The organism is Pseudomonas fragi (assembly GCF_002269505.1).
GTDB lineage: Bacteria > Pseudomonadota > Gammaproteobacteria > Pseudomonadales > Pseudomonadaceae > Aquipseudomonas > Aquipseudomonas fragi_D.
In genome coordinates, this window is the sequence record NZ_NQKQ01000027.1 from 39,442 (window position 1) to 61,382 (window position 21,941).

General features: G+C 57.5%; 25 protein-coding genes and 1 pseudogene. 19 read left to right on the forward strand and 7 right to left on the reverse strand.

Annotated elements, in window-relative coordinates; translation table 11 throughout:
* Positions 1–6: 6 nt before the first annotated feature.
* Positions 7–318 (forward strand): PA4575 family protein, encoded by a 312-nt coding sequence (locus CJU81_RS19610; protein ID WP_095037919.1) that lies wholly within the window; start codon positions 7–9, stop codon positions 316–318.
* Between the two features lie 7 nt (positions 319–325).
* Here the strand turns inward: CJU81_RS19610 and CJU81_RS19615 are convergent, their stop codons facing one another.
* A complete protein-coding gene (locus CJU81_RS19615) occupies positions 326–2,158 on the reverse strand; it encodes a hypothetical protein (protein ID WP_095037920.1) in 1,833 nt (610 codons plus the stop codon).
* A 142-nt stretch (positions 2,159–2,300) separates the two neighbouring features.
* On the opposite strand from CJU81_RS19615, the gene CJU81_RS19620 reads away from it, so the two are divergent.
* Both CJU81_RS19620 and CJU81_RS19625 read left to right on the forward strand, forming a co-directional pair.
* Positions 2,301–2,789 (forward strand): TIGR00645 family protein, encoded by a 489-nt coding sequence (locus CJU81_RS19620; RefSeq protein ID WP_095030600.1) that lies wholly within the window; start codon positions 2,301–2,303, stop codon positions 2,787–2,789.
* 124 nt (positions 2,790–2,913) lie between these two features.
* Positions 2,914–3,531 (forward strand): FKBP-type peptidyl-prolyl cis-trans isomerase, encoded by a 618-nt coding sequence (locus CJU81_RS19625; protein ID WP_016779413.1) that lies wholly within the window; start codon positions 2,914–2,916, stop codon positions 3,529–3,531.
* 62 nt (positions 3,532–3,593) lie between these two features.
* On the opposite strand, the gene CJU81_RS19630 is transcribed toward CJU81_RS19625, so the two are convergent.
* The 3 genes from CJU81_RS19630 to CJU81_RS19640 all read right to left on the reverse strand — a co-directional run bounded on the left by CJU81_RS19630 (position 3,594) and on the right by CJU81_RS19640 (position 5,488).
* Positions 3,594–3,866 (reverse strand): PA4570 family protein, encoded by a 273-nt coding sequence (locus CJU81_RS19630; RefSeq protein WP_095030599.1) that lies wholly within the window; start codon positions 3,864–3,866, stop codon positions 3,594–3,596.
* 189 nt (positions 3,867–4,055) lie between these two features.
* Entirely contained in the window at positions 4,056–4,397 is a 342-nt protein-coding gene (locus tag CJU81_RS19635) for a zinc ribbon domain-containing protein YjdM (RefSeq protein ID WP_016779415.1), read from the reverse strand.
* A 122-nt stretch (positions 4,398–4,519) separates the two neighbouring features.
* Positions 4,520–5,488, reverse strand: coding sequence for a polyprenyl synthetase family protein (locus CJU81_RS19640; RefSeq protein WP_095030598.1), 969 nt, complete (start codon positions 5,486–5,488; stop codon positions 4,520–4,522).
* A 240-nt stretch (positions 5,489–5,728) separates the two neighbouring features.
* On the opposite strand from CJU81_RS19640, the gene rplU reads away from it, so the two are divergent.
* The 5 genes from rplU to CJU81_RS19665 all read left to right on the forward strand — a co-directional run bounded on the left by rplU (position 5,729) and on the right by CJU81_RS19665 (position 9,493).
* Positions 5,729–6,043 carry a 50S ribosomal protein L21 gene (gene rplU / locus CJU81_RS19645; protein ID WP_007901869.1) on the forward strand — a complete coding sequence of 105 codons (315 nt, stop codon included), beginning with the start codon at positions 5,729–5,731 and terminating at the stop codon, positions 6,041–6,043.
* Between the two features lie 34 nt (positions 6,044–6,077).
* Complete coding sequence (gene rpmA, locus CJU81_RS19650; protein ID WP_003443913.1) at positions 6,078–6,353, forward strand: 50S ribosomal protein L27; 276 nt, start codon at positions 6,078–6,080, stop codon at positions 6,351–6,353.
* 197 nt (positions 6,354–6,550) lie between these two features.
* Complete coding sequence (gene cgtA, locus CJU81_RS19655) at positions 6,551–7,777, forward strand: Obg family GTPase CgtA (protein ID WP_095037921.1); 1,227 nt, start codon at positions 6,551–6,553, stop codon at positions 7,775–7,777.
* A gap of 122 nt (positions 7,778–7,899) precedes the next feature.
* A complete protein-coding gene (gene proB / locus CJU81_RS19660; RefSeq protein WP_095030637.1) occupies positions 7,900–9,018 on the forward strand; it encodes a glutamate 5-kinase in 1,119 nt (372 codons plus the stop codon).
* A gap of 13 nt (positions 9,019–9,031) precedes the next feature.
* Positions 9,032–9,493 carry a CreA family protein gene (locus tag CJU81_RS19665; protein ID WP_095037922.1) on the forward strand — a complete coding sequence of 154 codons (462 nt, stop codon included), beginning with the start codon at positions 9,032–9,034 and terminating at the stop codon, positions 9,491–9,493.
* 307 nt (positions 9,494–9,800) lie between these two features.
* On the opposite strand, the gene rpsT is transcribed toward CJU81_RS19665, so the two are convergent.
* On the reverse strand, positions 9,801–10,079 hold the full coding sequence (gene rpsT, locus CJU81_RS19670; protein WP_003443902.1) for a 30S ribosomal protein S20: 279 nt from the start codon (positions 10,077–10,079) through the stop codon (positions 9,801–9,803).
* Between the two features lie 250 nt (positions 10,080–10,329).
* Between rpsT and murJ the strand changes: the two genes are divergently transcribed.
* The 6 genes from murJ to ispH all read left to right on the forward strand — a co-directional run bounded on the left by murJ (position 10,330) and on the right by ispH (position 17,719).
* On the forward strand, positions 10,330–11,868 hold the full coding sequence (murJ, locus tag CJU81_RS19675) for a murein biosynthesis integral membrane protein MurJ (RefSeq protein ID WP_095037923.1): 1,539 nt from the start codon (positions 10,330–10,332) through the stop codon (positions 11,866–11,868).
* 118 nt (positions 11,869–11,986) lie between these two features.
* Complete coding sequence (gene ribF / locus CJU81_RS19680) at positions 11,987–12,937, forward strand: bifunctional riboflavin kinase/FAD synthetase (protein WP_095037924.1); 951 nt, start codon at positions 11,987–11,989, stop codon at positions 12,935–12,937.
* Positions 12,934–15,765, forward strand: coding sequence for an isoleucine--tRNA ligase (gene ileS / locus CJU81_RS19685; RefSeq protein WP_095037925.1), 2,832 nt, complete (start codon positions 12,934–12,936; stop codon positions 15,763–15,765). Before ribF ends, ileS begins: the two co-directional genes overlap by 4 nt.
* Positions 15,758–16,276, forward strand: a complete 519-nt coding sequence (lspA, locus tag CJU81_RS19690; RefSeq protein ID WP_095037926.1) for a signal peptidase II — start codon at positions 15,758–15,760, stop codon at positions 16,274–16,276. The genes ileS and lspA overlap by 8 nt, the downstream gene beginning before the upstream one ends.
* Positions 16,269–16,706: an FKBP-type peptidyl-prolyl cis-trans isomerase gene (gene fkpB / locus CJU81_RS19695; protein ID WP_095037927.1), complete on the forward strand. Its 438-nt coding sequence runs from the start codon at positions 16,269–16,271 to the stop codon at positions 16,704–16,706. Before lspA ends, fkpB begins: the two co-directional genes overlap by 8 nt.
* A gap of 65 nt (positions 16,707–16,771) precedes the next feature.
* Entirely contained in the window at positions 16,772–17,719 is a 948-nt protein-coding gene (ispH, locus tag CJU81_RS19700) for a 4-hydroxy-3-methylbut-2-enyl diphosphate reductase (RefSeq protein ID WP_095037928.1), read from the forward strand.
* On the opposite strand, the gene CJU81_RS19705 is transcribed toward ispH, so the two are convergent.
* Positions 17,716–18,222 (reverse strand): GspH/FimT family pseudopilin, encoded by a 507-nt coding sequence (locus tag CJU81_RS19705; protein ID WP_095037940.1) that lies wholly within the window; start codon positions 18,220–18,222, stop codon positions 17,716–17,718. The two genes, ispH and CJU81_RS19705, sit on opposite strands and share 4 nt — an antisense overlap.
* A gap of 249 nt (positions 18,223–18,471) precedes the next feature.
* Here CJU81_RS19705 and pilV point away from each other — a divergent pair.
* The 5 genes and pseudogenes from pilV to thiO all read left to right on the forward strand — a co-directional run.
* A pseudogene (gene pilV, locus CJU81_RS19710) lies at positions 18,472–18,669 on the forward strand (type IV pilus modification protein PilV); the annotation flags it as partial.
* Between the two features lie 41 nt (positions 18,670–18,710).
* Positions 18,711–19,394 (forward strand): PilW family protein, encoded by a 684-nt coding sequence (locus tag CJU81_RS19715; protein ID WP_095037930.1) that lies wholly within the window; start codon positions 18,711–18,713, stop codon positions 19,392–19,394.
* Positions 19,395–19,404: 10 nt separating this feature from the next.
* Positions 19,405–19,947, forward strand: coding sequence for a pilus assembly PilX family protein (locus CJU81_RS19720; protein WP_095037931.1), 543 nt, complete (start codon positions 19,405–19,407; stop codon positions 19,945–19,947).
* Between the two features lie 10 nt (positions 19,948–19,957).
* Positions 19,958–20,359: a type IV pilin protein gene (locus tag CJU81_RS19725; protein ID WP_095037932.1), complete on the forward strand. Its 402-nt coding sequence runs from the start codon at positions 19,958–19,960 to the stop codon at positions 20,357–20,359.
* Between the two features lie 33 nt (positions 20,360–20,392).
* Positions 20,393–21,493, forward strand: a complete 1,101-nt coding sequence (gene thiO, locus CJU81_RS19730) for a glycine oxidase ThiO (protein ID WP_095037933.1) — start codon at positions 20,393–20,395, stop codon at positions 21,491–21,493.
* Between the two features lie 154 nt (positions 21,494–21,647).
* Here thiO and CJU81_RS19735 read toward each other — a convergent pair whose 3' ends face one another.
* Positions 21,648–21,878 (reverse strand): PP0621 family protein, encoded by a 231-nt coding sequence (locus CJU81_RS19735; protein ID WP_095037934.1) that lies wholly within the window; start codon positions 21,876–21,878, stop codon positions 21,648–21,650.
* Positions 21,879–21,941: the final 63 nt, after the last annotated feature.

Sequence of the window (21,941 nt, forward strand, 5' to 3'; positions counted from 1 at the left end):
GCCGTCATGTCGCGCAACCTTTGCCTTACTCGCCAATGCTTGGGCCTGGTGACCCGTATTGAATGCAGCATTCGACCGCTGGCAGGCAACAACGGGATGTGGACGCTGCTCTTCGCCGCCGGTCTGGCCGGTGAGCAACCCTCCACGATCAAGGCACAGGGCCCTTTCCCCGGGCCGTTCGTGGCCGAAACCATTCTCGAATCAATAGTCGAAAGCCTGACCCTGCACGGTTACCAGTTGGCTGACGACCCGCAGATCTGGTGCCTGCATGTGCAGGCCCAGTTACGCCAGATCAATGGCGGGCGTTGTCACGGTTAGGCGGCGTTTATTGGGGTGTGCTGGCTTCCGGGGCTTTTTCGAGTTTGACTTCAAAACCGTACTCGACAGGGTTCAGCGCGGTGCGGGCATAACTTTCCAGCTGTGTCGGCTGGCCATAAAAGTAATGCACGTCGAATGCGGCCGCCCCATCGGGTTCGCTGCTATGACTGACCGCGGCCACTTCCTTGAGATAATTACCCGTGTCGTCCTTGGCATAAAAGCGCCAGGCCTCGGCCGGGAACACCTTTTGATCAACGATCAGGGCATTGCCTTTTAGCTCAAGGCCTTTGGGCAGTCGGGCAACGTCCAGCACCTGTTTGTCGATATCGGCGATAAACAGAGGCATTGAGCCAACCGCATAGGCCGGAGTTTCGGGGAACAGGTTCAGGTCATAGGTGATAACCCCCGCATGGGGGTCTACATCGAAGGCTTCTGCAGGCAATTCCAGCGGTTCGCTGCGATTACCGTTGTCGTCTTCGGCAAAAAAGGTCACAGGCGCGTCAGACTTGTCCGGGAGTATACCGAGCATTTCGTCGTTGAAAGTGGCAGGGTGGCTGAACTCAATGGACGCAGCGCTGGCATCGTCAACCGACTGGCTGATGACTACGCTCTTTTCCAGTTGTTCGGGTGCCAGCGTGGCGTCTTTCAGATAGCTGGCAGCCTGATCGTCATACACCACGACGTTGAGCGGCAGCGGCTGGATTTCTTTGCCCGCCACGTGCTTGTCGAGCGTGTGCACCGGCAGGTCGAGGGACTTGCGGGTGACATTGGCCGTGGAGAAGTCGAGCACGTTGATATCGACATTTTCCACGGTGCCGTTGAAGTACACCTTGCTGTAGTGATGCGGGTGTTGCTGGTCGAAGGCCTTTTGCTCGTTATCCAGTTGTTGCTCGAAAGCATCACTCCAGGCGGTTTGCTTGAGCATCTCGGCCAGTTGTTGCTGGTAAAACGCCAGTTGTTCAGCGTTTTCGTTGATCGAGCCTGAGCGTGTGAGGAACTGCCCGGTCGCGTCGCGGGCCTGGATGATCAGCGGGTTGAGCGGGGTGTCACGCACTTGCTCGGCCAGCGCAGCGCTGTTGACGATATCCACTTCGGCAAAGTTCTTGCCCAGTGCCAGCAGGGTTACGCTGATCGTGCCGTCGGTACGGGTTTTACCCACATCCTTGGCGTTGAGGTTGAAATTGACCACTTTGCCTGGCGCGATGACTTCGACTTTACCGTGCAGAATCAGGGGTTGAGGTTGTTGGGTATTGGCGGTTTCAATCCCGTCGATATAGGGGTAAGTGACGGTCAGGTCGTCGGGGTTGCTCAGGTTGGCGCTGGAGGGGCTCAGCTGGATGCCGGGGTCGGTTTCTGACCATTCCGGCGCAAAGGGCACCTCCTGCTTGTTGCTCAGGGTTACCGACTGCCATTCCAGCGCATGAGGGAACGGGAACTCGGATGCACTGTCGAGCGGGAACGGGAAGACCGGCTCCAGGTCCGTCAGGTAATCGGAGCTTGAGGTCTTGCGCAGCACAAACAAGCCGTTGATATAGGTATCGGTAAGCGCCTGGCTGCTGGGGTAGTGCTTGAGCAGCGCCAGGTCGTCGCCACCGTATTCGGTTTCGACCGGTTTTTCCTGCAGCTTGAGACGGGCCCGCTCGAGCAGCAGCAAAGAGCCACCGAGGTCTGCGACGGCATCCTTGAGCTGCTGATCCTTGATGCTGTCCAGGCTCTGTTCGAACGCTGCGCTGCGTTCTTCCAGGCTGGCCTGCTGATGTTGGTCGTCAGGAGAGCAGCCGCCGATGGCGAGCAACGCCATCGAGAACCCAAAACAAGCCAAGGGGAATCGCAGATCCATGGTTCGGTTTTCCTGTCCGTAAACGATGCTGAGAAGATGGACACTAGCAGAAAATGTTTTTACAGGCTGTTTCCAAGCCTTTAACACAGCGCTTTTCCCGCTGATATACTCGCGCCCATTTTGTAATAGCCTGTGAGATTCAATGGAACGCTTTATCGAAAACGCAATGTACGCCTCGCGCTGGATTTTGGCGCCTATTTACTTTGGGCTCTCGCTGGGCCTGCTGGCTTTGGCATTGAAGTTCTTTCAGGAAGTGTTTCACGTAATTCCCAACGTGTTTGCACTAAGTGAGTCGGATTTGATCCTGGTCATCCTGTCGCTGATCGACATGGCGCTGGTGGGCGGTTTGCTGGTGATGGTGATGATTTCCGGATACGAGAATTTTGTCTCGCAACTGGATATCGACGAGCACAAGGAAAAGCTCAGCTGGCTGGGCACCATGGACTCCACCTCGTTAAAGATGAAAGTCGCGGCATCGATCGTGGCGATTTCCTCGATCCACCTGCTGCGGGTATTTATGGACGCGCGCAATATCGAGACCGAGTACCTGATGTGGTACGTGATTATTCACATGACCTTTGTGGTCTCGGCGTTTGCCATGGGCTATCTGGACAAGCTGACCAAACACTGAAACCAACCCCGGGCTGCGAAGGCTTTGGGGGCTGTGGTAGTCTGCTGGCCCTTTTTTGGTTCAGGGTGTTCGGGGCAGCGGTTCACGCGGCTTTTTCCCGGCACCCCCACAGCGGAGCAGTGTTATGTCCGAAGTAAATCTGTCGACCGACGAAACCCGCGTCAGCTACGGCATTGGCCGCCAGTTGGGCGACCAGTTGCGCGACAACCCGCCACCGGGCATCAGCCTGGATGCAATCCTGGCTGGCCTGACTGACGCTTACGCGGGCAAGGAAAGCCGTGTAGGTCAGGAAGAAATGTCGGCAAGCTTCAAGGTGATCCGCGAGATCATGCAAGCTGAAGCGGCTGCCAAGGCAGAAGCTGCTGCAGGTGAAGGCAAGGCGTTCCTGGCTGAAAACGCCAAGAAAGACGGCATCACCACCCTGGCTTCCGGCCTGCAATTTGAAGTTGTGACTGCAGGTGAAGGCGCCAAGCCATCCCGTGAAGACACCGTACGTGTTCACTACCACGGCACCCTGATCGACGGCACTGTATTCGACAGCTCCTACGATCGTGGTCAGCCTGCTGAATTCCCGGTTGGCGGCGTGATTGCTGGCTGGACTGAAGCCCTGCAACTGATGAACGCCGGCAGCAAATGGCGCATCTACGTGCCGAGCGAACTGGCTTACGGCGCGCAAGGCGTTGGCAGCATTGCTCCGCACAGCGTGCTGGTATTCGACGTTGAGCTGCTGGACGTTCTGTAAGAACCCCGCGCTTTGACGTTGGCTGCGGGTTTGCTGGCAAACCCGCAGCTACACCGGCCGCGTCATATTTGAATCTTGGCGTGGTGCGAGTGAGTGTCACTTGTGCCGCAAGGGCGCAATGCCCTGGCATAGCAAAACAGAAACAAATTGCGCACCAGCTCTTTGAGCACTACCGGCTCGCTTGAGTTGAGCCCGCTGAAATCCAGGTCGCCCTGGTCCTGCAGTTCGTTAAGCGCTTCTTCTTCCAGTACCGCACAGACTTCCCCGGTTTCCCGATGCAGGATTCGCAGGTAAGGGTGTGGACGGTCCAGCCAAGCATCAATTAAATAAGTCATGGTCGTCATCTCCTTGATGAGTACCAATGAGAATAATTCTTATTCAATTAATAGCAAGTGCCTATTGGCGGATTTCTGATCTTTCTGCGTTAGAACTGCTGCGGATCAAAGTTGATGGCTTTTTGATATTGCTTGGCGGGGAGGGTGTAGCGCCCTCCTGCGCAGGGCGCAGAAAGGCATGCAGCAGAATCAGACTTTACGCACGAACTCGGATTTGAGTTTCATCGGGCCGATGCCGTCGATCTTGCAGTCGATATCGTGGTCGCCATCGCACAGGCGGATGTTCTTGACCTTGGTGCCTACCTTGACCACCAGGGAAGTACCCTTGATTTTCAGGTCCTTGATCACGGTGATGGTGTCGCCGTCGGTCAGTACGGTGCCTGCGGAGTCCTTGTAGACTTTTTCATCGCTGGCTTCTTCAGCTACGCCATTGGCGGACCACTCATGGGCGCATTCCGGGCAGATCAGCTGGGCGCCGTCTTCGTAGGTGTATTCGGAATTGCATTTTGGGCAGGGTGGCAACGTGCTCACTCAAAGCTCCTTAAGAGTCAGGATGGCTAAAAGGCACGCATTATATAGGGTTTTAGTGCGGGGCGGGGGATGGCAGGGCAGATTGACCGTGTGGGAGCGGGCAAGCCCGCTCCCACAGTCAGTCAGTGCGTACGTGCTACCGCAAATTCGCTCAGTTCAACCAGCGCGTCGCGGTATTCGCTTGGCGGCAGGGCTTCAAGGCAAACAATGGCGCGGGCCACGTAGTCACGCGCCAGTTGTGCGGTGTACTCCAGCGAGCCAGAGGCCTCGACGGCCACACGGATGCTCTCCAGGTCTTCAATGCCGCCTTTCTGGATCGCTTTGCGCACCAGGGCTGCCTGTTCAGGCGTGCCTTCACGCATGGTGTAGATCAGCGGCAGGGTCGGCTTGCCTTCGGCCAGATCGTCACCGACGTTCTTGCCCAGGGTTTCGGCGTCGCCGCGGTAGTCGAGCAGATCGTCCACCAGCTGGAAGGCTACACCCAGGTGATCGCCAAAGGTGCGCAGGGCTTCGCTCTGCTCTGGCGTGGCACCGGCCAGCGCTGCAGCACTGTGGGTCGAAGCCTCGAACAGCATCGCGGTTTTGCCGCGGATGACTTCCATGTAGGTTTCTTCGGTGGTGCTGGCGTCGCGCACTTTGGACAGCTGCAGCACTTCGCCTTCAGCAATGATGCGGGTAGCTTGCGACAGGATTTTCATCACCGGCATCGAGCCCAGCTCAACCATCATTTCGAAGGAGCGCGAGTACAGAAAGTCGCCGACCAGTACGCTGGGGGCATTGCCCCACGTGGCATTGGCAGTCTTACGGCCACGGCGCATGCCTGACATGTCGACCACGTCGTCGTGCAGCAGGGTGGCGGTATGCAGGAACTCGATGGTCGCGGCCAGCAGGCGCAAGTCGTCGCCTTCGCGACCCAGGGCCTTGCCACACAGCAACACTAATAAAGGACGCAGGCGTTTACCGCCGGCCGAAGTAATGTAGTCACCGATTTTTGAGACCAGCGGTACGCGTGAAGTCAGCTGCTTCTTGATGATGCCATCGACGGCGCTAAAATCGTCCGCCACCGCGCGGTAGAAAGCTTGGGGTTGCATCAGCGACAGGTGCTCCAGAAGGGTTGCGCGGCATGCTAGGTCGGGGGGCTGGGCCTGTCAAGGCGGATGGACGGCCCCTTGCAAGCCTGGCATTGCTTGCGTACAATCGCGCACCCTGAACTTCCTGGGCAGCACCTGCCTTACGCAATTGCATCTGGGCCGTTCCAGCCCCATGCAGCCATGCCAGCCAATACCTTTACCTATAAAGCGCTGGGTGAGCAGGATTATCGGAGAAATACCATGTCGTACGCAGTAATCGTTACTGGTGGCAAGCAATACAAAGTAGCTCCAGGTGAATACCTGAAGATCGAAAAACTGGAAATCGCTACCGGCGAATCCGTAACTTTTGATCGCGTTCTGTTGGTTGCCAATGGCGACGACGTTAACATCGGCGCTCCAGTTGTACCTGGCGCCACTGTTGTGGCTGAAGTGATCTCCCAAGGTCGTCACGATAAAGTCCGCATCATCAAGTTCCGTCGTCGTAAGCACCACATGAAGCGTATGGGCCACCGCCAGTGGTACACCGAGATCAAAATCACCGGTATTCAGGCTTAATTTCAGCCTAATTCCTCACTAGGAGAATTGACTCATGGCACACAAAAAAGCTGGTGGTAGTACCCGTAACGGTCGCGACTCAGAAGCCAAACGCCTTGGCGTGAAGATGTATGGCGGCCAGGCTATCATTCCGGGCAACATCATCGTGCGTCAGCGCGGCACCCAATTCCACGCTGGCTACGGCGTTGGTATGGGCAAAGATCACACCCTGTTCGCGAAAGTGGAAGGCGTGATCAAGTTCCAGGTTAAAGGCGCCTTCGGTCGTCGCTATGTAAGCATCGTTCCGAAGACTGCAGTCGTCGCGGCGTAATAGCTTGGTAGCTGGAAGAGCCCTGTCTTGCGACGGGGCTTTTTCGTTTGTGGGGTGAGTCTCTTGCAAAACTGTTTGTATGGGCTGCTGGCGCTGGATTTAACGGTCGTTGATTGAGGTCGCTGCGCTCATTTTTGCAAGAGTCTTATGTCTTGGTTTTTATCGGCTCGTCCTGATGACGAGAGGCGCGTTTTGTTATGAAGTTTGTAGATGAAGTATCGATCAAAGTAAAAGCAGGCGACGGTGGTAACGGTTGCATGAGTTTCCGCCGTGAGAAGTTCATCGAAAACGGTGGGCCAAACGGTGGTGATGGTGGTGATGGCGGCTCGATCTACATGGTCGCCGACGAAAACCTCAACACCCTGGTCGACTATCGCTATACCCGTCACTTCGATGCCCAGCGCGGCTCGAATGGCGGTAGCACGGACTGCACGGGTCGCAAGGGTGAAGATCTGGAGCTGCGTGTTCCGGTCGGTACCACTGTGATCGACGCGGGCACCCAGGAAATCATCGGTGACCTGACCAAGGCCGGCCAGCGTTTGCTGGTGGTGCATGGTGGTTGGCACGGTCTGGGTAACACCCGTTTCAAATCCAGTACCAACCGCGCACCACGCCAGACCACGCCGGGCAAGCCGGGTGAGCAGCGTGACCTGAAGCTGGAATTGAAGGTGCTGGCTGACGTTGGTCTGCTGGGCTTGCCGAATGCCGGTAAAAGTACTTTTATTCGTTCGGTGTCTGCAGCCAAGCCAAAAGTGGCGGATTATCCGTTTACCACGCTGGTGCCAAACCTGGGTGTGGTCAGCGTGGATCGCTGGAAGAGCTTTGTGATCGCCGATATTCCGGGTCTGATCGAAGGGGCTTCCGATGGTGCTGGCCTGGGGATTCGCTTCCTCAAGCACCTGGCGCGTACCCGTCTGTTGTTGCATCTCGTCGACATGGCGCCGGTTGAAGGTAGCGAGAGCGCTGCTGATACCGCTGAAGTCATCGTTAACGAGCTGACCAAGTTCAGTCCGTCGCTGGCTGAGCGTGATCGTTGGCTGGTGTTGAACAAGTGCGATTCGTTGCCGCAGGACGAGCACGATGCGCGCGTCAAGGAAGTGGTTGATCGCCTTGAGTGGACTGGCCCGGTTTACGTGATCTCGGCCATTGCCAAGATCGGCACCGAAAAACTGTGCCACGACATCATGCGTTATCTGGAAGATCGTGCTGATCGTCTGGCCGCTGACCCTGCCTACAAGGAAGAGTTGGCCGAGCTGGATCAGCGTATCGAAGATGAAGCGCGTGCGCAGTTGCAGGCGCTGGATGACAAGCGTGCCCTGCGTCGCAGCGGCGTGAAGAGCGTCCATGACATCGGTGAAGATGACTGGGACGAAGAAGATGTTGATGATGAAGATGGTCCGGAAATCATTTACGTCCGCGACTGATTCGTTGCAGTAAACTACAGCGCCGCTCAATGAGCGGCGTTTTAGCATCTACGATTTGGTAATCAAAATAATTCCATGGGTGGCGCTCGGTCGCGCTGCTCTCAGGCATAGGTTGGATGATGATGCGGAGCAAGGTGACGGGTGCGCAGCGCTGGGTCGTGAAGATCGGCAGCGCGTTGCTGACAGCGGATGGCAAGGGCCTGGATCGCGCGGCGATGGGCGTTTGGGTTGAGCAGATGGTGGCGTTGCACGAGGCTGGCGTCGAGCTGGTGCTGGTGTCTTCGGGTGCGGTTGCGGCCGGGATGAGCCGTCTGGGCTGGACGGTGCGACCGAGTGCCATGCATGAGCTGCAGGCGGCTGCGGCCATTGGCCAGATGGGGCTGGTGCAGGCCTGGGAGTCGAGTTTTGCCGAGCATTCCCGGCATACCGCGCAGATCCTTCTGACCCATGACGATCTGTCTGATCGCAAGCGTTATCTTAATGCCCGCAGCACCCTGCGTGCGCTGGTGGAATTGGGTGTGATCCCGGTCATTAACGAAAATGACACGGTGGTCACCGACGAAATCCGTTTTGGTGACAATGATACGCTGGCGGCGCTGGTGGCCAATCTGGTCGAGGCTGATCTGCTGGTGATCCTGACTGATCGTGACGGCATGTTTGATGCTGATCCGCGTAATAACCCTGACGCCAAGATGATCTACGAAGCCCGTGCTGATGATCCGGCGCTGGATGCTGTGGCGGGCGGTACCGGTGGCGCGCTGGGGCGTGGTGGTATGCAGACCAAGCTGCGTGCGGCGCGGCTGGCGGCACGTTCCGGGGCGCACACGATCATCGTGGGTGGGCGTCTGGAGCGGGTACTGGATCGCCTGAAGGCGGGTGAGCGCCTGGGTACCTTGCTCTCCCCTGAGCGTGGTCTGCTGGCTGCGCGCAAGCAGTGGCTGGCCGGGCATCTGCAGACTCGCGGCACGCTGGTGCTGGATGAGGGTGCCGTGGTTGCTTTGTCCAAGGGCAATAAAAGCCTGTTGCCTGTAGGGGTCAAGGCGGTTCAGGGTGGTTTCCGTCGCGGAGAGATGGTGGTGTGCGTGGCGCCGGACGGGCGGGAGATCGCCCGTGGCCTGGCCAACTACAGCGCTGCCGAGGCGCAGAAAATCATCGGGCAGCCTTCGGATGCGATTGTCGGCTTGTTGGGGTATATGGCGGAGCCTGAGCTGGTTCACCGCGATAACCTGATTCTGGTTTGATTTGAGGTGTGATATGCGCTTGATTGGCGGTTTGCTGGGGTTGATGTTGGTGATGCCATTGCTGGCGTCTGCTGAAGAGATTGGTTCGGTGTCGACAGTATTCAAATTTGTCGGGCCAAATGACCGCATTGTGGTCGAAGCATTTGATGATCCGAAGGTTGAAGGTGTGACCTGTTACTTGTCCCGCGCCAAGACGGGCGGTATGAAAGGTGGTCTGGGTCTGGCTGAAGATCGCGCCGAGGCGTCGATTGCCTGTCGTCAGACCGGGCCGATCAGCTTCAAGGGTGACTTGAAGGATGGCGATGAGGTGTTCAAGGAGCGCACTTCGCTGGTATTCAAGACTATGCAGGTGGTGCGCTTTCTCGATAAAAAGCGCAATACGCTGGTGTATCTGGTGTACAGCGACCGTCTGATTGAAGGCAGTCCGCAGAATGCCGTAACGGCGATTCCGATTTTGCCGTGGCCACACGAGTAACGCTGTTCAAGAAAAGCCGCGCGGGTCGCGGCTTTTTTTTGCCGATTTTTCGCCGCCTTGCCGGGTTTTTCGCCACGTTGTAGTCGCTGAGGAGCGAAGCGAGGCTGCGATCGACGACGCAGTCGTTGCAAAGCCATGCCATGGGGTTGCTCGGGTATATGGTGTCTGATGGGTTTTCGACCGCTTCGTCGCAGTGGCGCACCATCTCGATCGCAGCCTCGCTTCGCTCCTCAGCGACTACAAATGGGTTCAAATCGTAGGCAATAAAAAACCGACCCTAAGGTCGGTTTTTTAACAAGCTTGTCGCTTAAGCGGCAGTCGCAAGGTTCAACGCCTTGACGTGGCCATTCAGGCGGCTCTTATGGCGAGCAGCTTTGTTCTTGTGGATGATGCCTTTATCGGCCATACGGTCGATAACAGGAACAGCCAGAACATAAGCAGCTTGCGCTTTAGCAGCGTCTTTTGCGTCGATGGCTTTAACTACATTCTTGATGTAGGTACGAACCATGGAACGCAGGCTGGCGTTGTGGCTGCGACGCTTCTCAGCCTGTTTTGCACGTTTTTTGGCGGAAGGTGTGTTGGCCACCGTCGAGCTCCTCGAAAGACTTTTGGGAAATAACAAACAAAATAGGCCGCGAATCATGCCGATGACGAGAACTCTTGTCAAGGGCGTTTGATGCGATCCGCTGAGTGGTGGATCGAGGCAGACGGGATATTTATTTCCGGCGCTTGACCTGTAAACTCGCGAGCTTGGCTCTGTGCTGTTGCGGCGCGCAGTATCGCATAAGTGGGCGCTTTGTTCGCCTGCTCTTTCTCTATAGGCAAAAACTCTTTCAATGAATTTGCTCAAGTCGTTGGCTGCCGTCAGCTCAATCACCATGATTTCCAGGGTTCTGGGCTTCATTCGCGACACCATTATTGCCCGAGCTTTCGGGGCCGGAATGGCCACGGATGCGTTCTTTATTGCCTTTAAACTGCCTAACCTGCTGCGCAGGATCTTCGCCGAGGGGGCTTTTTCCCAGGCTTTTGTGCCGATTCTGGCTGAATACAAAAGCCAGCAAGGCGAGGAGGCGACCCGAACTTTTGTTGCCTATGTAGCCGGGCTTCTGACTCTGGTGCTGGCCATTGTCACCGTGCTGGGCATGGTAGCGGCCCCCTGGGTTATCTGGGCTACGGCTCCGGGGTTTGCCACGACTCCGGAAAAATTCGAGCTCACCAGCGACATGCTGAGGGTCACTTTCCCTTATATATTGCTGATCTCGCTGTCATCTCTGGCTGGGGCGATCCTCAACACCTGGAACCGTTTTGCAGTCCCGGCCTTTGTGCCAACCCTGCTCAACGTCAGCATGATTGTGTTTGCGTTGTTCCTGACCCCGTATTTCGATCCGCCGGTCATGGCGCTGGGCTGGGCAGTGCTGGTAGGTGGTCTGGCCCAGTTGTTGTTCCAACTGCCGCACCTGAAAAAGATCGGCATGCTGGTATTGCCGCGCCTCAACCTGCGCGATACCGGTGTGTGGCGCGTGATGAAACAGATGTTGCCCGCCATTCTGGGTGTGTCGGTCAGTCAGATTTCTCTGATCATCAATACGATTTTTGCTTCTTTCCTTGTCGCTGGATCGGTGTCGTGGATGTACTACGCGGACCGCCTGATGGAGTTGCCGTCAGGAGTTCTGGGTGTGGCGCTGGGTACGATCTTGCTGCCAACCCTGTCCAAAACCTACGCCAACAAAGACCGTCAGGAATATTCGCGGATTCTCGACTGGGGCCTGCGCCTGTGTTTTGTGCTGGTGCTCCCGTGCTCCCTGGCGCTGGCCATTTTGTCCGAGCCGCTGACCGTTTCGCTGTTTCAATACGGTCAGTTCACAGCGCTGGATGCGGCCATGACCCAACGTGCGCTGATCGCTTATTCGCTGGGGCTGTTGGGTATCATCATTATCAAGGTGCTGGCGCCGGGCTTTTATGCACAGCAAAACATTCGCACCCCGGTCAAGATCGCGGTATTCACCCTGGTGGTGACGCAGTTGCTCAACCTGGTGTTTATTGTGCCGTTGCAGCATGCGGGTCTGGCGCTGGCCATCAGCGTGGGCGCCTGTATCAATGCCGGGCTGCTGTTCTGGCAGTTGCGCAGGCAAAAACTGTTTGTCGCCCAGCCGGGCTGGACCAAATACCTGTTCAAGCTGGTGCTGGCCGTAGCCGTGATGTCGGCGGTATTGCTGGGCTTGATGCACCTGATGCCAGCCTGGGACAACGGCAATATGCTGGAACGCTTTATTCGTCTGGGCGGATTGGTTGCAGCGGGCGTGCTGGCGTATTTCGGCATGCTGCTACTGTTGGGCCTGCGTTTGAAAGATTTCGCACGCAAGTCACTTATGTAAGGTAATTGCAGGTCAGACGTCGATTTTGTCGAATTGACCTGATTTGCCTTGCGCTGTTGCCTGTCGTACCGGGCCGGGTGTGGTTATAATCGACCACTTTATGAGCAAGAAGCGCGTTATGCAGCTGGTTCTAGGCCTTCACAATCTGCGGCCCCAGCATCGGGGCTGTGTCGCCACTATTGGCAACTTTGACGGTGTACACCGTGGTCACCAGGCTATCCTGGGCCGGCTGCGTGAGCGTGCACTGGAGTTGGGCGTGCCCAGCTGCGTGGTGATTTTCGAGCCGCAGCCGCGCGAGTTCTTTGCTCCCGATACCGCTCCGGCGCGTCTGGCCCGGTTGCGCGACAAGCTGCAACTGTTGGCTGGCGCCGGGGTTGATCGGGTGCTGTGCCTGGCGTTCAATCAACGCCTGTGCAAGCTCAGCGCCGCCGAATTCGTCGACACCATTCTGGTCGACGGCCTGGGTGTGCAGCATCTGGAAGTCGGTGACGACTTCCGTTTTGGCTGCGACCGCGTCGGTGACTTTGACTTTCTGCAACAGGCTGGCCAGATGCAGGGCTTTACCGTCGAGGCGGCGCAAACAGTCGAGCTTGACGGTGTACGAATCAGCAGTACCAAGGTGCGTGATGCCCTGGCCGCAGCTGATTTCTCCCTTGCAGAGCGTTTGCTGGGGCGCCCTTTTGAAATCGCTGGGCGGGTATTGCACGGGCAAAAACTGGCGCGCCAACTGGGCACGCCGACCGCCAATATCCAGCTCAAGCGTCGTCGTGTGCCGTTGACCGGGGTATACCTGGCCAGCGTCGAGATCGATGGCAAGACCTGGCCCGGCGTCGCCAATATCGGCGTGCGGCCAACCGTAGCAGGGGATGGCAGCGCCCATCTTGAAGTACATCTGTTGGATTTCGCCGGCGATCTGTATGGTCGGCGTTTGAACGTGGCATTCCACCACAAGCTGCGTGATGAGCAGCGTTTCGCCTCCCTGGAGGCGCTCAAGACGGCGATCAATGCGGACGTCGCCGCCGCCCGAGCCTATTGGCTGGGTCAACCGCTTAAAAAGAGCCTGAAATGACCGACTACAAAGCCACGCTAAACCTCCCGGACACCGCCTTCCCAATGAAGGCCGGCCTGCCACAGCGCGAACCGCAAATTTTGCAGCGCTGGGACAGCATTGGCCTGTACGGGAAGTTGCGCGAGATTGGCAAGGATCGTCCGAAGTTCGTACTTCACGACGGTCCTCCGTATGCCAACGGCACTATCCATATCGGTCATGCGCTGAACAAGATCCTGAAAGACATGATCATCCGCTCCAAGACCCTGTCGGGTTTTGACGCGCCGTATGTGCCGGGCTGGGATTGCCACGGTTTGCCGATTGAGCACAAGGTTGAAGTGACTCACGGTAAAAACCTGCCTGCGGACAAAACCCGCGAGCTGTGCCGTGCCTACGCCACCGAGCAGATCGAGGGCCAGAAGTCCGAGTTCATCCGTCTGGGTGTGCTGGGTGACTTTGCCAACCCGTACAAAACCATGGACTTCAAAAACGAAGCCGGCGAAATCCGAGCCCTGGCCGAAATCGTCAAGGGCGGTTTTGTGTTCAAGGGCCTCAAGCCAGTGAACTGGTGCTTTGACTGCGGCTCGGCCCTGGCTGAAGCGGAAGTCGAATACCAGGACAAAAAATCCGCGGCCATCGACGTTGCCTTCCCGGTTGCCGATGAAGCCAAGCTGGCCGAGGCCTTTGGCCTGGCAGCCCTGAGCAAGCCGACAGCGATCGTGATCTGGACCACCACCCCGTGGACCATTCCGGCCAACCAGGCGCTCAACGTACACCCGGAATTCACCTACGCGCTGGTCGACGTGGGCGACAAGCTGCTGGTGCTGGCTGAAGAGCTGGTCGAGTCGTGCCTGGCGCGCTACAACCTGCAAGGTTCGGTGATTGCCACCACCACGGGTTCGGCGCTGGAGCTGATCAACTTCCGTCACCCGTTCTACGATCGCCTGTCGCCGGTTTACCTGGCCGAGTACGTTGAACTGGGCGCTGGTACGGGCGTGGTTCACTCCGCTCCGGCTTACGGCGTAGACGACTTCGTGACCTGCAAAGCCTATGGCATGGTTAACGATGACATCATCAACCCTGTGCAAAGCAACGGCGTATACGTGCCATCGCTGGAGTTCTTCGGTGGCCAGTTCATCTGGAAGGCCAACCAGAACATCATCGACAAGCTGATCGAAGTCGGCTCCTTGATGTTCACCGAAACCATCAGCCACAGCTACATGCACTGCTGGCGCCACAAGACCCCGCTGATCTACCGCGCTACCGCGCAGTGGTTCATCGGCATGGACAAGCAGCCGACCACCGGCGACACCCTGCGCGCCCGTGCGCTGCAGGCTATCGAAGACACCCAGTTCGTGCCAGCCTGGGGTCAGGCCCGTCTGCACTCGATGATTGCCAACCGCCCGGACTGGTGCATCTCGCGTCAACGCAACTGGGGTGTGCCGATCCCGTTCTTCCTGCACAAGGAAAGCGGCGAGCTGCACCCACGTACCGTCGAAATGATGGAAGAAGTAGCCAAGCGCGTTGAGCTTGAGGGCATCGAAGCCTGGTTCAAGCTGGACGCTGCCGAGCTGCTGGGCGACGAAGCTCCGCTGTACGACAAGATCAGCGATACCCTGGACGTGTGGTTCGATTCGGGCACCACGCACTGGCATGTTCTGCGCGGTTCGCACCCGATGGGTCACGAGACCGGCCCGCGTGCCGACCTGTACCTGGAAGGCTCCGATCAGCACCGTGGCTGGTTCCACTCGTCGCTGCTGACCGGTTGCGCGATCGACAACCACGCGCCGTACCGCGAGCTGCTGACCCACGGCTTCACCGTGGACGAAGCGGGCCGCAAGATGTCCAAGTCCCTGGGCAACGTAATTGCACCGCAAAAGGTCAACGACACCCTGGGCGCCGATATCATGCGTCTGTGGGTGGCCTCGACCGACTACTCGGGTGAAATCGCGGTTTCCGACCAGATTCTGCAGCGCAGTGCGGACGCCTATCGACGTATCCGCAACACTGCACGCTTCCTGCTGTCGAACCTGACCGGCTTCAACCCGGCCACCGACATCCTGCCTGCCGAAGAAATGCTGGCACTGGATCGTTGGGCCGTGGACCGCGCCCTGCTGCTGCAACGCGAGCTGGAACTGCACTACGGTGAATACCGCTTCTGGAACGTGTACTCCAAGGTGCACAACTTCTGCGTGCAGGAGCTGGGCGGCTTCTACCTGGACATCATCAAGGACCGTCAGTACACCACGGGTGCCAACAGCAAGGCCCGTCGTTCGTGCCAGACCGCGCTGTTCCACATCTCTGAAGCGCTGGTGCGCTGGATCGCGCCGATCCTGTCGTTCACGGCTGACGAACTGTGGCAATACCTGCCGGGCGAGCGTAACGAATCCGTGATGCTCAACACCTGGTATGAAGGCCTGACCGAAATGCCGCAAGGCACCGAGCTGGACCGCGCCTACTGGGAGCGGATCATGGCGGTCAAGGTTGCGGTTAACAAAGAAATGGAAAATCTGCGCGCAGCCAAGGCTATTGGCGGCAACCTGCAGGCAGAAGTGACCTTGTTCGCCGAAGATCAACTGGCAGCTGATTTGTCCAAGTTGAGCAACGAGCTGCGTTTCGTGCTGATCACCTCCACCGCCAGCGTTGCACCTTTTGTGCAGGCTCCTGCGGATGCCGTAGTTACCGAAGTGGCCGGTCTCAAGCTCAAAGTGGTCAAGTCCACCCATGCCAAGTGCGCCCGTTGCTGGCACTGTCGTGAAGACGTCGGCGTGAACCCGGAGCACCCGGAAATCTGCGGTCGTTGCGTCGACAACATCAGCGGCGCCGGTGAGGTACGTCACTATGCCTAATACCAGCACTACTGGGCGCTTCGGGCGCCTGGGCTGGCTCTGGTTGACGGTGCTGGTCCTGGTCATCGACCTGACCAGCAAGGTCTACTTCGACAATTCGCTGCAGATGTACCAGCAGATTGTGGTGATCCCTGACCTGTTCAGCTGGACTCTGGCCTACAACACTGGCGCGGCCTTCAGCTTCCTGGCGGACAGTGCCGGCTGGCAGCGCTGGCTGTTTGCACTGATCGCGGTCGTGGTCAGTGCTGTGCTGGTGGTCTGGCTCAAGCGTCTTGGGCGCAATGACACCTGGTTGGCCATTGCCCTTGCCCTGATTCTGGGCGGCGCGCTGGGCAATCTGTATGACCGTATTGTCTATGGGCATGTAGTCGATTTCATTCTGGTGCATTGGCAAAATCGCTGGTACTTCCCTGCGTTCAACTTCGCCGACAGTGCGATTTGCGTAGGTGCCGTGATGCTGGCGCTGGATATGTTCAAAAGTAAAAAGTCCGGAGAACCCGCTCATGACTGAGCAGCGTATTGGTCAGAACACGCAGGTCACTCTGCATTTTGCTTTGCGTCTGGAAAATGGCGACACCGTCGACAGCACCTTCGACAAATCCCCGGCCACCTTCAAGGTCGGTGATGGCAGCTTGTTGCCAGGTTTTGAAGCGGCGTTGTTCGGTTTCAAGGCCGGTGACAAGCGCACACTGGAGATCCTTCCGGAAAACGCCTTCGGTCAGCCTAATCCACAAAATGTGCAGATTATTCCGCGTTCGCAGTTCAAGGACATGGAGTTGTCGCAAGGTTTGCTGGTGATTTTCAATGACGCGGCCAACACCGAGCTTCCGGGTGTGGTCAAAGTCTTTGACGATGAGCAGGTTACTATCGATTTCAATCACCCGTTGGCAGGCAAGACCCTGACCTTCGACGTGGAAATCAAAGACGTTCAAGCGCTGTAATTCAGTGCCCGGCTGCGGCCGGGCCTGATTGGCATTATTTTTCTGCGCGTCCCACGAGGCCCAGCATGCATATCAAACTCGCCAACCCCCGTGGCTTCTGCGCCGGGGTGGACCGTGCGATTGAAATCGTCAATCGTGCTCTGGAAGTATTCGGTCCGCCTATCTATGTTCGCCACGAAGTGGTGCACAATAAATTTGTCGTTGAAGACCTGCGCTCCCGTGGCGCGATCTTTGTCGAAGAGCTGGATCAGGTGCCGGACGACGTCATTGTGATCTTCAGTGCTCACGGTGTTTCTCAGGCCGTGCGTACAGAAGCCGCCGGGCGTGGCCTCAAGGTATTTGACGCGACCTGCCCGCTGGTCACCAAGGTGCACATCGAAGTCGCGCGCTACAGCCGTGACGGCCGTGAGTGCATTTTGATTGGCCATGCCGGTCACCCGGAAGTCGAAGGCACCATGGGCCAGTACGACGCCAGTAATGGTGGCACGATCTACCTGGTCGAAGATGAAAAGGATGTAGCGAACCTGCAGGTCAAAGACCCGGGAAAACTGGCCTTTGTAACCCAGACAACCTTGTCGATGGACGACACCAGTCGTGTGATCGACGCTTTGCGTTCGCGCTTCCCGGCCATTGGCGGGCCGCGTAAGGATGATATTTGCTACGCCACGCAAAACCGCCAGGATGCGGTCAAGCAGCTGGCTGATGAGTGCGATGTGGTGTTGGTGGTGGGCAGCCCGAACAGCTCCAACTCCAATCGCCTGCGCGAACTGGCGGAGCGCATGCAGACCCCCGCCTATCTGATTGACGGCGCCGAAGACCTGCAGAAAAACTGGTTCGACGGCGTGAAGAGCATCGGTATCACTGCTGGTGCATCGGCCCCGGAAGTACTGGTACGGGGTGTGATTCAACAGCTGCATGCCTGGGGTGCGACCGGTGCCGACGAATTGGCCGGTCGTGAGGAGAATGTTACGTTCTCCATGCCCAAAGAATTGCGCGTTCGCGCCATTACCTAAGCGTGCCTGCATAACGCCTGTGCGGCTTTATCGCTGCGCAGGCTGATACGCCCGCTCTTGGCCAGCACCACTTGATAGTGGCTCTGTGCAGTACTTGTCTGACAAACATGCAGTGTTCCGGCTTGAAAGGCGCCCCCAATTAGTTGTGGCTCGCCCTGCGGGTTGAACCGTACATACTGTTTAACCGGCGTATTGCCCGCAATGGGTATGCGTCCACTGCCCTGTGACTCGACCAGTACCGGGTTGCTCTTGTCCAGATGGCCTTGACCGCTCAAGTCCAGAATCGTCCGCCACCCCCGGCTCCAGTCCTTTTCCCGTGGAAAAACCACCACATATTGCTGGCGCAGCAGTGCTTGGGCGCGAGCGTTGCGCAGGCTGCTGGCCAGTTGTTCGGCCGCGACCTGGCGCTGTTGATGCTCGATAAGGACGCTATAGGCCGGGCTGGCAAGTCGGGCTGTAATCGCCACGATTGTCAGCGTCAGCAACAGTTGGATCAGACTCATGCCACGCTGATGCACTGTGTCCTCCCTGGACGTTTCTGGTGTCTTTTCTTGGTATAGCGGACCCTGGCGCTACAGGTGTGCGGCAATGGTTTCAGCATGTTTTCTGACTCATGACAGCTCACGAAGTCAGGCGAAAAATCGGGTTGGTTTGCTTGGCTTCGTCCTACCGTGCAGGGCTGTGGGGGAGGCTAGGCTTTTGTCTGGGCGGCACAGGGCGTGCCGCCGACCCCTCTTATATGGACGATTCCGATGCCTCGATTAGATAAAAGCCTGCAAGAAGGGATGACCTTGATCGAAGTGCTTATCGCGCTGTTGATTCTGTTTATCAGCCTGTTCGGCTCCGCCGCGATGCAACTCAATGCCTTGAAACACACGGCCAGAGCGTTGATAAGCACCCAGGACAGTTTTATTGCCTACAGCAGGCTGGATCAGATACGCGCCGAGGCCATGCCCCTCTTGTCGAGCGGTCATGTTGCGGCCAGGTCATCATGAGCAACCCGCGTTCAGGTTTTGGCCTTATCGAGCTGATGGTGGCTCTGGCGCTGGGAATGCTGGTGGTGCTGGGAATGACCCAGATGTTCTCAAGCTGTCGCGAGGCTTATCTAAGTCAGCAGTCATCGGCAATGCTGCAAGAAGATGCGCGTTATGTGCTGAGTAAACTGGCTCGGGAGATACGCATGGCGGGCATGCTTGGTTGTCTTTCGATCGATCGTATTGTTGATGCGCCCCCGGTGTTCAAAACCCCGGTTTCCTGGCAAGGAGGGGTGCTGCGCATGATCAGTCCGGATGTGGCGCTTCAGGCTGCCAAGCCAGACTGGACTGTGGTTTCGGACTGCGCAACCTATGCCAGGGCCTATCCGGGGGCAAAGATGACCTTGGCTCCCGGCGAAATGGCGTTTCCCCTGCGTGAGTTGTTTTACCGTTTTGAACATGGGCAGTTGAAGATCGGGCCCAATAAAACGGTGCTGCTCGACAATGTGGCGGCATTTGACGTGAGTTTTGGCATAGCCGATTTGGCTGGTTCGCACTCGGGCCTGCGCTATGAATATCGCCTGGCCAAAGGTTCCAGCCTGCGTAGCATACGTATCGGCCTGACATTGCGAGACCGCACCGGCAGGGTCAAGGACCAGGCCTATCTGTTGGAAGTTGCTTTGCGTAATCTGCTGGCTTAGGGCTCGAATCATGCTTTTGTCCCTGGGTTATCAACGCGGTATGGCACTGCTGGCCAGCCTGGTTTTCATGTTGTTGCTCAGCCTGATCGGGATGGCTGCAATGGTCAGTGCGACTTTTCAGGAAAAAATGGCTGCAGGCGTTCAGCACGCCAATCACTCGTTTCAGGCTGCAGAGGCGGCGCTTGGTAGCGGTGAGGCCTGGCTTCAGATCGAATGGGCCAAGGTGTTGCCTTGCACTTCTCCAGCAAGCTGCAGCCCGCCCATAGAAGCGCGCACTCAGGTCGCGCCAGGCATCGATCCAGTATCCGGGGTGAGCTGGGACAGCGTTGTGGATGGCTTGTATGGCGTTCAGGACCTTGGGCCAAGCATTACGCCAGGCCATTTGCCAGTGACGACCACTACTCGTTTGTATCGAATTACCGGTATTGGCTGGCACGGGCAGTCGCGCACGGTACTGGAAAGTATTTATGCGCGTTACCAGGGGGCAGATAACGCTTCGCAAGCTGCTATTGCCCATGTTTTTCAGCGGGTCATGTGGCGGCAGTTGCAATAGGAAACACGAAATGTATAGACCTGCAGCAGGTTTTACCCTGATCGAGCTGATGATCGTCGTGGTGATCATCGGTATCCTTGGTGCATTCGTTTATCCGTTGTACGGCGATTATGTGAAGAGTGCTTATCGCTCTCAAATCATCGTCCTGCTGACGGAACAAGCCCAAAGTCTTGAGCGCTTTTACACAAAAAACGCGGTATATAGCGGCATGAAAGATCTCAGTTCAGGCAATCAGCACTACGACATCAGTGCCGATCTCGCCGACCACGGCTACTTGCTGCGGGCGACGCCCAAACAGGGTTCAGCAATGGCAGGGGATCAGTGCGGGAGCTTGACGCTGGCCCACACCGGTTTGGCAGCGATAACCCAGGCAGCCCCAGGCCTGACACTGCAGCAGTGTTGGGGGCGCTAACGATTGATTTTGAATGACGGGCTGGATTAATAGATGGCTAGGCAGCAACGGGTGGTGATTGTCGGGGGTGGTGTTATTGGCCTGCTGACTGCGTTTAATCTGGCTGCTGATGTTGAGCAGGTGATTGTGCTGGAGCGGGGCGGGGTGGGGCAGGAGTCCTCCTGGGCGGGCGGTGGCATTGTTTCGCCGCTGTATCCGTGGCGCTATAACTGTGCTGTTACGGCCCTGGCGCATTGGTCTCAGGACTTTTACCCGCAATTGGCCGAGCGTCTTTTTGCTTCGACGGGTATAGATCCTGAAGTACACACCACCGGGCTGTATTGGCTGGATCTGGACGATGAAGCTCATGCACTGGAGTGGGCCGGGCTCGAAGGGCGACCACTGGCTGCAGTCGATATGTCGGCAGTCCATGATGCTGTGCCCGTGTTGGGCGGTGGTTATGGGCACGCCATTTATATGGCCGATGTAGCCAATGTGCGTAATCCGCGGCTGGTCAAATCGCTGAAGGCGGCACTGCAGGCAATGCCGAATGTCACTGTGCATGAGCAGTGCGAGGTACTCGGGTTTGTCCGCGAAGGCGAAAGAGTTTGCGGGGTCAATACGGCCCGGGGTGAGATTCGCGGCGACGAGGTAGTGTTGTCGGCGGGGGCCTGGAGCGGCGAGTTGCTGAGCGGGCTTGGGCTGGAGTTGCCAGTGGAGCCGGTCAAGGGTCAGATGATCCTGTACAAGTGCGCATCTGACTTTTTGTCGTGCATGGTGCTCGCAAAAGGGCGTTATGCGATTCCGCGTCGCGATGGTCATATCCTGATCGGAAGCACGCTGGAGCATGAAGGCTTTGATAAAACCCCGACCCTTACGGCCCTTGAGAGCCTCAAGGCTTCGGCAGTCGAATTGATCCCGGCCTTGGCCGATGCGCAAGTGGTGGGGCACTGGGCTGGGTTACGGCCGGGCTCTCCCGAGGGTATTCCGTATATAGGCCGGGTTGCAGGGTTTGACGGCTTGTGGCTCAACTGCGGGCATTACCGCAACGGGCTGGTATTGGCGCCGGCGTCCTGCCAATTATTCGCGGACTTGCTGCTGGGGCGTGAGCCGATTATCGATCCGGCGCCTTATGCGCCAGAGGGGCGGATTTAAGCGGCTACAAAAACAGAGGGATTTCTGGAGATACTCTGTTGTAGATCAAGCCCTCTTGTGGGAGCGAGCCTGCTCGCGAACGACCTTCGCGAGCAGGCTCGCTCCCACAGTTGCCGTTTTCCTGTCGTAGCCTGCGGCAGCGACTACAGGTGGTTTAACCCCTTGGCTTTGGCCCTTGCTCCAGATGCTGTTGGGTGCAGTACCACTCCTGCTTCTGGCTCAAGGCGCGGTCACGGGGCAGGTGTACGCCACAGTGGGCGCAGCGCACCATTGGCTGAGCGCCCGGGTCGACCGGTTTTTTGCTCTCGGCCATACCGGCTTTGTATTTGCGCCACAGCCAAACACCTGCAGCAATCAGCGCAGCCCAGATCAGTAAACGAAGCATGGTTATTCGCTATTCGAGAAAAGATGCACCAGTTTAGCCAAGGACCTGGCAGGCGCACAGCGG